This is a genomic window from Gaetbulibacter sp. PBL-D1, assembly GCF_050509525.1.
Lineage (GTDB): Bacteria > Bacteroidota > Bacteroidia > Flavobacteriales > Flavobacteriaceae > Gaetbulibacter_B > Gaetbulibacter_B jejuensis.
In genome coordinates this window covers 53,330-65,511 of the sequence record NZ_JBNWKB010000019.1, presented here as the reverse complement: position 1 = coordinate 65,511, position 12,182 = coordinate 53,330, and the positions used below count along the sequence as shown (strand labels likewise).

The 12,182-nt window shown below is 34.4% G+C and carries 5 protein-coding genes; 3 read left to right on the top strand and 2 right to left on the bottom strand.

What is annotated here, in order from left to right; translation table 11 throughout:
* A partial coding sequence (locus tag ACQ0RB_RS14230; protein WP_430499253.1) for a T9SS type A sorting domain-containing protein occupies window positions 1-4,410 on the top strand: 4,410 nt, incomplete at its 5' end.
* A 303-nt stretch (window positions 4,411-4,713) separates the two neighbouring features.
* Here ACQ0RB_RS14230 and ACQ0RB_RS14225 read toward each other — a convergent pair.
* The gene (locus ACQ0RB_RS14225; protein WP_131506601.1) at window positions 4,714-7,266 is read right to left on the bottom strand and encodes an ATP-dependent Clp protease ATP-binding subunit; all 2,553 of its coding nucleotides are present in this window, start codon (window positions 7,264-7,266) and stop codon (window positions 4,714-4,716) included.
* 262 nt (window positions 7,267-7,528) lie between these two features.
* Here ACQ0RB_RS14225 and gyrA point away from each other — a divergent pair, with 262 nt between their 5' ends.
* Together gyrA and ACQ0RB_RS14215 are read left to right on the top strand one after the other, a co-directional pair.
* A complete protein-coding gene (gene gyrA / locus ACQ0RB_RS14220) occupies window positions 7,529-10,084 on the top strand; it encodes a DNA gyrase subunit A (protein WP_129759972.1) in 2,556 nt (851 codons plus the stop codon).
* Between the two features lie 22 nt (window positions 10,085-10,106).
* A complete protein-coding gene (locus ACQ0RB_RS14215) occupies window positions 10,107-11,384 on the top strand; it encodes a tetratricopeptide repeat protein (protein ID WP_430499251.1) in 1,278 nt (425 codons plus the stop codon).
* A gap of 48 nt (window positions 11,385-11,432) precedes the next feature.
* Here ACQ0RB_RS14215 and ACQ0RB_RS14210 read toward each other — a convergent pair whose 3' ends face one another.
* On the bottom strand, window positions 11,433-12,182 hold the full coding sequence (locus tag ACQ0RB_RS14210) for an NlpC/P60 family protein (protein WP_430499249.1): 750 nt from the start codon (window positions 12,180-12,182) through the stop codon (window positions 11,433-11,435).

The following is a 12,182-nucleotide window of genomic DNA, read 5'->3' as shown; positions in this document are numbered from 1 at the left end:
GAATTTGCACCAGTAGAGGATGAAGAAATTACATGTGATGAAGCTGCATCTTATGTTGCAGGTTACTTATCATATAGTAATAATGCTGAGACTGACGCTTGTTTAATAGCAGGAGAAGTTGAAGGAGAAATTACAGGAACTTACTCTGAGTGTGGAGGAACGTTAACAGTAACATGGTTCTACAAAGATAACTGTGAGCGTGAGATTACAGCTAGTAAAACAGTAACTGTATTACCAGCACCAGCTGCAGAGTTTGCACCAGTAGAGAATGAAGAGATTGCATGTGATGAAGCTGCATCTTATGTTGCAGGTTACTTATCATATAGTAATAATGCTGAAACTGACACTTGTTTAATTGCAGGAGAGGTTGAAGGAGAAATCTCAGGTGAATACAATGAGTGTGGTGGAGAGTTAATGGTAACTTGGACATTTATGGATGATTGTCAAAGAGAGATTACAGCTACAAAAATAGTAACTGTATTACCAGCACCAGCAGCAGAATTTGCACCAGTAGAGGATGAAGAAATTACATGTGATGAAGCTGCATCTTATGTTGCAGGCTACTTATCATATAGTAATAATGCTGAGACTGATGCTTGTTTAATAGCAGGAGAAGTAGAAGGTGAGTTAAGTGGAACTTACTCTGAGTGTGGAGGAACATTAACAGTAACATGGTTCTACAAAGATAACTGTGAGCGTGAGATTACAGCTACAAAAACAGTAACTGTATTACCAGCACCAGCTGCAGAGTTTGCACCAGTAGAAGATGAAGAGATTACATGTGATGAAGCTGCATCTTATGTTGCAGGTTACTTATCATATAGTAACAATGCTGAGACTGACGCTTGTTTAATAGCGGGAGAAGTTGAAGGTGAATTAACAGGAACTTACACAGAGTGTGGAGGAGAGTTATTGGTAACTTGGACATTTATGGATGATTGTCAAAGAGAGATTACAGCTACCAAAACAGTAACTGTATTACCAGCACCAGCTGCAGAGTTTGCACCAGTAGAGGATGAAGAGATTACATGTGAAGAAGCTAATGTATACGAAGCTACATATTTATCTTACACTAATGATGCTGGAACAGAAGCTTGTTTAATTGAAGGTGAAGTTTTAGGAGAAATCTCTGGTGAATACAATGAATGTGGAGGAACATTAACAGTAACATGGTTCTATAAAGATGATTGTGAGCGTGAAATCACAACTAGCAAAACAGTAACTGTATTACCAGCTCCAGTAGCTGAGTTTGATCAAGTAGATGACATAACTATTGCTTGTGAAGATTTAGCAACATATGAGCCAGCTTATTTAGCATACTCAAATGGAGGTACTGTTTCTTGTGAAATTAGTGGTGAAGTTCAAGGTGTTGCAGAGCCTTTTGATGGAAGCTGTGGAATGTTTGAAGTTAATTGGTCATTCACTGATGAATGTGGAAGAACGATTACAGCTAATCGTACTGTAACAGTTATCGATGAAACAGCTCCAGTATTAGTAGGTGAATTACCTGAAGGTATTTCTAATATTGATGCATGTTATGCTGATCATCCAACTGAACCAACTGAAGAAGAGATTGCTGCATTATTTGAAGACAATTGTGGTAATGTAAATGTTACTAAAACAGTTGTAAGTCTTGGTGATGATTGTGATTGGGCAGTTATGTTCAGATACGAAGTTCAAGATGATTGTGGTAATTTTGCAGCTCCAGTTAAAGTTTACTATAACGGAGGAGACAAAACTGCTCCTGAGTTAACAGGAACGTTACCAACTGGTGAAACAGGAATGGAATTATGTTTTGATGAAATTCCAGAAGCACCAAAATCAAGCAACTTAGCTGAGTTATATACTGAAAACTGTAGTGAAGTTATCGTAACTGAATTAGAGCCAGTTATTACTGGAGATAATTGCTACTGGACAGCAACTTATACTTACACTGTAGAAGATGCTTGTGGAAATAAAGCTGAGAACATTGTAATTTACTACCAAGGAGGTGATACTACACCACCAGTACTTGAAGGAGATGTTCCAATGGGTCAAAATTCATTAGACTTATGTATAGATTCTGATTTAGGAGAGCCTTCTGAGGAAGATATCGCTGCGTTATATTCTGATAACTGTTCAGAGGTAATCACTGTAAACAAAATAGAAAAAGTTTACGGTACAGACTGTGAGTGGATTAGAGTATTTGAGTACATAGCTATGGATGAATGCGGAAATGAGTCTGATATCATCAAAGTTAACTATCAAGGTGGAGATCAGTCACCTCCAGTATTTGACTTAGAATGTCAATTAGAAAGTTTCGAAATATTTACATCTAATGGAGCTGATTGTCCTGCTGAAGCTGGAATATCTCTTAACATTGGAGATGAAATAGATGCATTCACATCATGGACTGTTGGTGGTGTTGAAATACTACCTATTGGAAGCTGTGTAAGTGATAACTGTACTGATCTTGGAGATATCATTATACGTGTTATCGGTAAAACTTCTACAGATGACAATTGTATCAATATGTTATCAATTTCATTTGAAGCTGAGGATGCTTGTGGTAAAATTTCTGAGCCATTTACTTGTACTTACAAAGTAATTGATGATGAAGCTCCTGAAGCACCTGCAGATGAAGAATTTACTTATGAGTGTACAGATGATGTGCCAGAAGCTATTGACTTAAAAGCTATCGATGCTTGTCAAGGTGAAATAGAAGGTGTATTTAGTGAAACTAGTGATGGGCAAACTTGTCCTGAAACAATCACGCGTACATGGACATATGATGATGGATGTGGAAATGTTTCTGTAACTACTCATGTTATTACAGTGAATGATGTTACTGCTCCAGTATTAGAGTGTCCTGAAGATGTTGATTTTGGTGTAGTGACTGAAACTCCAACAGGATTTGCTGATAAAGCATTTTATACAGACAACTGTATAGCTGATGGTGCAACTCATGATTACACTGATAGTGAGATAACTGAAACAGTTAATAGTTCTTCAGTAGAAGGTGAGTATATCTTCACTTTTGAAGAAGGATATATGCTTAACTTAGGAAATGCTCCTGCAGGAACTACTTCTGATGGTCAGCCATATTACTCAGGTGTTATTACAAGCCTAAACGGAGATGTATTACCTAATTATGGAACTATCTTAGTAGTATACAATTCAAATAGTGGTGAGTATGACATTCTTCAAGACTTTGGAGGAAATAATATTCAACCAGCTGGAACTGCAAATGCAGATGCATTTGACGGATGCGATGCTACAGCTTGGTCGTTTACATCTAACACTGGACATAACAAAGCATTTACTTTAGAATGCCCAGTATATTCAAGTTCTGTAACTTATACATTTACTCGTACGTTTACTGCTACTGATGATTGCGGTAATGAAGATGAGTGTACTGTGACTTACACTTGGACTATAGGTCAAAGTTGTGATGAAGAAGGTCCAGTTGTAGAATGTCCAGACGATGCTAACTTTGGTGAAAATCCAGATTTAGATGATAATGGTGTTCCTTATGGTGTAGCTACAACAGCTAACTATACTGATAACATGGATGAAGATGGAGTAACTAGCACATATACTGATGAGTTGTCATCTGAAGAGTACTATGGTGAATCTACTAATTTAGATATCACATGTATTGAAGATGGTGAATTGTTTGATATTGTTCATTTTGAGAGAACTGGATATGGAGAAGATGGATATGCAGTATATGCTAATGGTTATAGAGATGATTACCCTCAATATTCTTACCCATTATACTATAACCATTCTACTAATAGATGGGAAGTGTATGAATATGAAAATGGTAATTTAAAAGGACTGATTTGGTATAATACTACAGAGGATACTGCTCCTTCTTGTAATCCTGCTGATTGGGATATTGATGGTAGCCGTTGTGACGATATCTACGTTGATTGCGGTTACTACTACCTAGATTATACTGAGTATACATTAACTAGAACTTTCACTCAAACGGATTCATGTGGAAACGAAGGAGAATGTTCAGTAACTTATACTTGGGTTGAAGGTGGATCTGAGAATAGACAAGGTAGCTATGAAACTACAACAGAATCTACTACCACGTCTAATCCTGGACCAATCTATGTAGGAGAGGAATCAGTAGAAAGAGTAAGTGAAGCTCTAGACTTTACAGCTTATCCAGTACCATTTGACAAAGAAGTTAATATTTCATACACATTTGACTTTGAAACTAATGTAACTATTGAGTTATTTGACACTAAAGGATTACTAATCTTAAGTGATACTAATAACAGATACGTTGCTGGTTCAAAAGGAAATACTAGATTTGATTTATCTAGAACGTCTAACCAAATGTTCTATGTTAAGTTAACAACTAGTCAAGGTTCAGTAACTAAGAAGATTGTATCTTCATCAGTTAAGAGACACTAATTATTAGGCAATAGCCAAATAAATGTTGATAGAAAAAGGCAGCTAGAAATAGCTGCCTTTTTTATTTGTGTATATTCAATATATTAAACCGTAAAGTTGCTGTATTAGTAGTTACACTTTATTTAAATGCCTTTTAAAGCAATAGTGTATTAATGATTATTAAAGTATGTACTAATAGATGTCTGTACATAAACCTAAACCATAAGGTTGCGTTTAAGGTTTATTGCTTTAAGATAGTTTCACTACAAGACATAAAAAAAGCTCATTTATTATAATGAGCTTTTAGTTTTATATATTAAAGAATTAAGATTCCTCAGAGTGTTGTTCGGACTTTTCAATAGTTATGGTTAGTTCATTTGTTTTAGAGTCTAAATCCATTAAAATTGTGTCGCCTTCATGTAATTGAGAGTTGATAATTTCTTCAGCTAATGCATCTTCAATGTATTTTTGAATGGCACGCTTTAATGGTCTTGCACCATAATCTTTATCAAAACCTTTTTCAGCAATATAGTCTTTAGCTTTATTACTTAATTTAAGATCGTAACCAAGATCTTTAATTCTAGCTATTAGTTTTACTAGCTCAATATCAATAATCTTATCTATATCTTCTTTTTCAAGAACATTAAATACCATTACATCATCAATTCTATTTAAGAATTCAGGAGCAAAAGCTTTTTTAAGTGCATTTTCTATAATGCTTCTAGAGTTATCTTTAGCTTGAGATTCCTTTGCTGATGTACCAAAACCTACACCTTGACCAAAGTCTTTAAGTTTACGAGCACCAATGTTAGAAGTCATTATAATAATGGTATTTCTAAAATCGATTTTTCTACCAAGACTATCAGTTAAATAGCCATCATCCAATACCTGTAGCAACATATTAAATACATCTGGATGCGCTTTTTCAATTTCATCAAGAAGCACTACAGCATAAGGTTTGCGTCTTACTTTCTCAGTTAGTTGTCCACCTTCTTCGTATCCAACATAACCAGGAGGTGCTCCAATTAATCTAGAAATAGCGAATTTTTCCATGTATTCACTCATGTCAATTCTTACAAGTGCTTCTTCGCTATCAAATAACTCTCTAGCCAATACTTTAGCTAACTGCGTTTTTCCCACACCTGTTTGACCTAAAAATATAAACGACCCAATAGGCTTGTTGGGATCTTTAAGTCCAGCACGATTACGCTGAATAGCTTTAACAACTTTTGAAACAGCTTCATCCTGACCAATAACCTTACCTTTTATAAGTTCAGGCAGTTTAGCTAATTTGTTGCTTTCAGTTTGAGCAATTCTATTAACAGGAATTCCAGTCATCATAGATATTACATCTGCAACGTTATCTTCAGTTACAATTTCTCTATGCTGTTTGGTTTCTTCTTCCCATTTTTCTTGTGCAATGGCAAGGTCTTTTTCTAAACGCTTCTCGTCATCTCTAAGTTTTGCAGCTTCTTCATATTTCTGCTTTTTAACCACAGAATTTTTAGTAGCCTTAACTTCTTCAAGCTTCTTTTCTAATTCAAGAATTTGCTTAGGTACATCAATATTGGTAATATGAACTCTAGAGCCAGCTTCATCTAAAGCATCTATAGCTTTATCTGGAAGGAAGCGTTCAGTCATATATCTATTAGTTAATTTTACACAAGCTTCAATAGCTTCTGGTGTATAATCAACATTATGATGGTCTTCGTATTTTTCTTTAATATTGTTTAAAATCTCAATGGTTTCTTCAACGCTAGTAGGCTCAACAATTACTTTTTGAAAACGACGCTCTAAAGCACCATCTTTCTCGATGTATTGTCTATACTCATCTAGTGTTGTAGCACCAATACATTGAATTTCACCTCTTGCTAAAGCTGGTTTAAACATATTTGAAGCATCTAAGCTACCAGTAGCTCCTCCAGCTCCAACTATGGTATGAATCTCGTCAATAAAAAGTATGATGTCGTCGTTTTTTTCCAACTCATTCATCACAGCTTTCATACGTTCTTCAAATTGCCCACGGTATTTTGTGCCAGCAACTAAACTAGCTAAGTCAAGCGTTACAACACGTTTGTTAAAAAGTATACGAGACACTTTACGTTTTACAATACGTAAAGCTAACCCTTCAGCAATTGCAGATTTACCAACTCCTGGTTCTCCTATTAAAAGCGGGTTGTTCTTTTTACGCCTGCTTAATATTTGAGATACACGTTGTATTTCTTTTTCTCTTCCAACAACAGGGTCGAGTTTACCGTCTTCAGCAAGTTCAGTAAGGTCTCTTCCAAAATTATCTAAAACAGGTGTCTTAGATTTCTTTGTTGTTTTTGATGAAGATTGTCCAAAAGGGTTTTGTTTAGAATCATCCTCGTCGTTAATATCATCGTCTGAAAAAGACTCAGCTTTTGGCGATTCTATAAAATCATCCTCGTTTGTAATCATAAATTTAAATTGTTCTTTTACGTTATCATAATCTACTTTAAGCTTATTTAAAAGCTTAGTAGTAGGGTCATTTTCGTTTCTTAAAATGCACAATAATAAATGTGCAGTATTAATTGATGTACTTTGAAATAGTTTAGCTTCTAAAAAAGTAGTCTTTAAGGCACGTTCAGCTTGCCTAGTTAAATGTAGGTTTTTCTTTTCGTTTGAAGCAGATGATATATTTGAATTTGCAGGGCTTAATATTTCTACCTTGCGCCTTAGATGATTTAAATCAATTTCTAAAGCTCCAAGTATATCTATCGCTTTTCCATTACCATCACGAAGTAGCCCCAACATTAAATGTTCGGTACCTATAAAATCATGGCCAAGGCGTAATGCTTCTTCTTTACTGTAAGCAATTACATCTTTGACTCTTGGGGAAAAATTATCATCCATGTTTAAAATCCTTTCTGCATTAAAAATAATAAAAACAAATAGATAATGTCAAAAACTATACCTTAAATGTTTTTATAGTAGCTAATAGAGTGAAAAAACTTCAAAAGTTCAAAACATTTAACAGCATACTTATTAACTAAAACAGTAGGTAATATTGTTAATAAAAAATGTCAAAAAAGGTGCTTAAAGGTGGCTCAAACACTATCAAAATACTTATATTAGCACGATTTGAAAACCTACAAAATTCTAATAATTTTTATATATGGCAGAAGGAGAAAAACTCATTCCAATTAATATTGAAGATGAAATGAAGTCGGCTTACATTGATTATTCAATGTCAGTCATTGTGTCACGTGCATTACCTGATGTAAGAGATGGTTTAAAGCCAGTGCACAGACGTGTTTTATATGGAATGCATGAACTAGGTGTTAGATCTAATACCGCACATAAAAAATCGGCAAGAATAGTTGGTGAAGTTTTAGGTAAGTACCATCCTCATGGTGATACCTCTGTTTATGACACTATGGTACGTATGGCTCAAGAATGGAGTTTGCGTTATATGCTTGTTGATGGTCAAGGAAACTTTGGTTCTATAGATGGAGATAGTCCTGCAGCAATGCGTTATACTGAAGCACGTATGCGTAAAATATCTGAGGACATGTTGGCAGATATTGACAAAGAAACCGTAGATCATAAATTAAATTTTGATGATACTCTACAAGAACCAACGGTTCTTCCAACAAGAATACCAGGACTTTTAGTTAATGGAGCATCTGGTATTGCAGTTGGTATGGCTACAAACATGCCTCCACATAACTTAAGTGAAGTTGTAGATGGTACTGTAGCTTATATAGATAATAATGATATAGAAATTGATGAACTAATTACTCATATTAAAGCACCAGATTTCCCTACAGGAGGAACTATTTATGGTTATGATGGTGTTCGTGAAGCTTTTAAAACTGGTCGTGGCCGTATCGTAATGCGTGGTAAAGCCAATATTGAAGAAGTTCAAGGTAGAGAATGTATCATTGTATCTGAAATTCCTTATCAAGTGAATAAAGCAGATATGATTAAAAAAACTGCTGATCTTGTAAATGATAAAAAGCTTGATGGTATTTCAACCATTCGTGATGAGTCCGACAGAAATGGTATGCGTATCGTTTATGTACTTAAGCGTGATGCTATTCCAAATATTGTATTAAATAAGCTTTATAAATACACTGCGTTGCAGTCTTCTTTCAGTGTAAATAATATTGCACTAGTAAATGGTAGACCGCAATTATTAAACTTAAAAGAGTTAATCCATCATTTTGTGGAGCACAGACACGATGTAGTTGTACGTCGTACTACTTATGAATTGCGTAAGGCAGAAGAGCGTGCTCATATCTTAGAAGGATTAATTATAGCTTCTGATAATATTGATGAAGTTATTGCATTAATTCGTGCATCTTCAAATGCTGATGAAGCTCGTGAAAAGTTAATTGAACGCTTTAAGCTTTCTGAAATACAAGCTAAAGCAATCGTAGAAATGCGTTTACGTCAATTAACAGGACTGGAGCAAGACAAGTTACGCTCTGAGTATGATGAATTGATGAAAACCATTGAAGATTTAAAAGATATTCTTGATAAAAAAGAGCGTCGTATGGATATCATTAAAGAAGAGCTTCTTGTTGTTAAAGAAAAGTATGGTGATGAGCGTCGTTCAATAATTGAATATGCAGGAGGAGATTTAAGTATCGAAGATATGATTCCTGATGAGCAAGTAGTAATAACTATTTCTCATGCTGGTTACATTAAGCGTACATCGCTTACTGAATACAAAACTCAAAATAGAGGAGGAGTTGGTCAAAAAGCTTCAACCACTCGTAATGAAGATTTCTTAGAACACCTTTTTGTTGGTACTAACCACCAATACATGTTGTTCTTTACCCAAAAAGGAAAATGTTTCTGGATGCGGGTTTATGAAATTCCAGAAGGCAGTAAAACATCTAAAGGTAGAGCAATTCAAAACCTAATAAATATTGAGCAAGATGATAAAGTAATGGCTTTCATTTGTACTCAAGATTTAAAAGATGAAGATTACATTAATAGTCACTATGTAATAATGGCGACTAAAAATGGTCAGGTTAAAAAGACAGCTTTAGAGCAATATTCTAGACCTCGTACTAATGGTATCAATGCCATTACTATTAAAGAGGATGATGAATTGCTAGAAGCAAAATTAACTACAGGAAACAGTCAAGTTATGCTAGCCTTAAAGTCTGGTAAAGCAATTCGTTTTGAAGAAGCTAAAACAAGACCAATGGGTAGAAATGCATCTGGAGTTAGAGGTATTACTTTGGCTAACGATAAAGATGAAGTAATAGGTATGGTTGCTATTGAAAACCCTATGGAAGAAACAGTTCTTGTTGTTTCTGAAAACGGTTACGGAAAACGTACATACATTGATGATCCTGAAGACGGAGAAGCAGTTTACCGAATCACCAATAGAGGAGGTAAAGGAGTTAAAACAATTTCTATTACTGAAAAGACAGGTCATTTAGTAGCAATTAAAACAGTTACTGATGATGATGACTTAATGATTATCAACAAGTCAGGAATAGCAATTAGATTGAGTGTTTCTAACTTAAGAACTATGGGTAGAGCAACTCAAGGTGTTAGGTTAATTAACTTAAAAGGGAATGACTCTATCGCTGCTGTTGCCAAAGTAATGAAAGATGAAAACGAAGAAGAAATTGACTCTGAAGTTGAGAATTCAGAAGCTCAAACTGAAGATGGCACAACTCTTGATAATTCACAAGACGAAAACAATTAATAACACTAAACATTAACTAAAAATGAAAAAACAAATAGTAGTTGCTTTAGCACTTTTACTAGGTTCTTTTACATATGCACAAAAGGATGAAATAAAAGCAGCTGAAAAGGCAATTAAATCTGGTAATTATGCTGATGCTAAATCGGCTATTAATTCTGCAGAAGCTTTAATAGCAAATGCAGATGATAAGACCAAGGCTAAATTTTACTTTATAAAAGGTCAAGCATTGTATGCTAATGGTAATAGTTCAGATGCTGATATGGATGCTGCAATTGAGAGTTTTGATATGGTTAAAACCATTGAAGAACAATCTGGAAAATCAAAATACTCAGGCGATGTAGATGAAATCAAGCAATCTATGTTATCGAAATTTTTAAGTGCAGCTAACAGTGCCTTAGAAAAGAAAGATTATATCAGCTCATCTAAAGGTTTTGAAAAAGCATACAAAATGTCTCCAAAAGACACGCTTTATTTGTATTACGCTGCATCTACAGCTGTAACTGCAAACGATTATGAAACATCTTTAAAGTATTATGAAGAGCTAAGAGATTTAGGGTATTCTGGTGTTGAAACAAGATATGTTGCAGTTAACAAAGAGACCAATGAAGAAGAAACTTTTGACACAGCTACGTTGAGAGATATTTCTGTAAGAGCAGGTTCTCATATTAAGCCTGGAGTTAAAAAAACTGAGTCAAAATCTGCAGAGATCATTAAAAACATTGCATTAATTTATGTAAATAATGGTGATAATGAAAAAGCTGCTACTGCAATAAAAGATGCAAGAAAAGAAAACCCAGATGATTTAAGTCTTTTGTTAACTGCAGCAAACGTTCAGTTAAAAATGGGAAACAAGGAAGAATTTAAAACACTGATAGAAGAAGCAACTTTAAAAGATCCTGATAATGCTGAGTTACAGTATAATTTAGGTGTTATCGCTGCTGATGCTGGAGATATAGATGCTGCAAAAAAATATTACTCTAAAGCTCTTGCATTAAACCCAGGTTATGTTGACGCTAATAATAACATGGCTGTAGCAATATTAGGTGAGGAGCAATCAATTATTGAAGAGATGAACTCTTTAGGAAGTTCTGCTGCTGATAATAAAAGATATGATGAACTTAAAGAAGCACGTTTAAGCATTTACAAAGAAGCTGTTCCTTATTTAGAGGCTACTTTAAAGCTTAAACCAAAAAATATTGATGCTGCTAAAACATTAATGCAAATTTACAGCGCAATTGATAATACTGTGAAGTTTAAAGAAATGAAAGCTTTAGTTGAGAAACTTGAGAGTGGAAACTAAACATCAGTAATAAACATAAAAAAGCCGCTAATTAATTAGCGGCTTTTTTTATATAATCTTTTTAATAACTCTTAGTTTATGTGTGTGAATGCGTCTATCAGTATTATAAATACCACTATGGTCTAACCTGTCAATTCTTACTTTTCCATGAGCATGGATAATGTAGTTGTTTTCCATAATAATACCTACGTGTACAATGTTGCCTTCATCATTATCAAAAAAAGCTAAATCTCCTGGTTCACTTTCTTCAATGAAGCTTAAAGCTTGACCTTGTGTTGCCTGTTGAGAAGCGTCTCTTAATAGTTTATAACCATTTAGCTTATAAACCATTTGGGTAAATCCAGAACAATCAATACCAAAGGGTGTTTTTCCTCCCCATAAATAAGGAGAGTTTAAATATGTAAATGCTGTTGAAATTAAATTTTCCTTAGGAATTACTTTGTCAATAACATTTCCGTCATGCGAATGATTAAGAATGGATAGTCCGTTTAAGCAAGAACCTATAGGAATAGTAAAAAGGTTTTTAGCATCATCTTCTACGAATTCAACTAAATCAGAAGAAAGGATAGGGGTTTGACTTTCTAGTGTTGAGTAAGATTCATTATCAATCTCAACATATTGTTTATTGTCAATCCATCCTTCATATTTATCATGAGCTAGACGAATTCTACTCCAAAACTTACGTTGTTCTAAAACTTTAAAGAATTCTCCATACAACACTTGAGAGACCAACTCACTTTTATCTGATGGCTCAAGTCTAAGAGGGATAATGCTTAAATTACAAATTCCGTATTGCAT

Excerpts from the sequence above, each read along its gene's own strand:
- ACQ0RB_RS14225 (WP_131506601.1), bottom strand. The coding sequence starts at position 7,266 with ATGGATGATAATTTTTCCCCAAGAGTCAAAGATGTAATTGCTTACAGT.
- gyrA (WP_129759972.1), top strand. The coding sequence starts at position 7,529 with ATGGCAGAAGGAGAAAAACTCATTCCAATTAATATTGAAGATGAAATG.
- ACQ0RB_RS14215 (WP_430499251.1), top strand. The coding sequence starts at position 10,107 with ATGAAAAAACAAATAGTAGTTGCTTTAGCACTTTTACTAGGTTCTTTT.
- ACQ0RB_RS14210 (WP_430499249.1), bottom strand. The coding sequence starts at position 12,182 with ATGCAATACGGAATTTGTAATTTAAGCATTATCCCTCTTAGACTTGAG.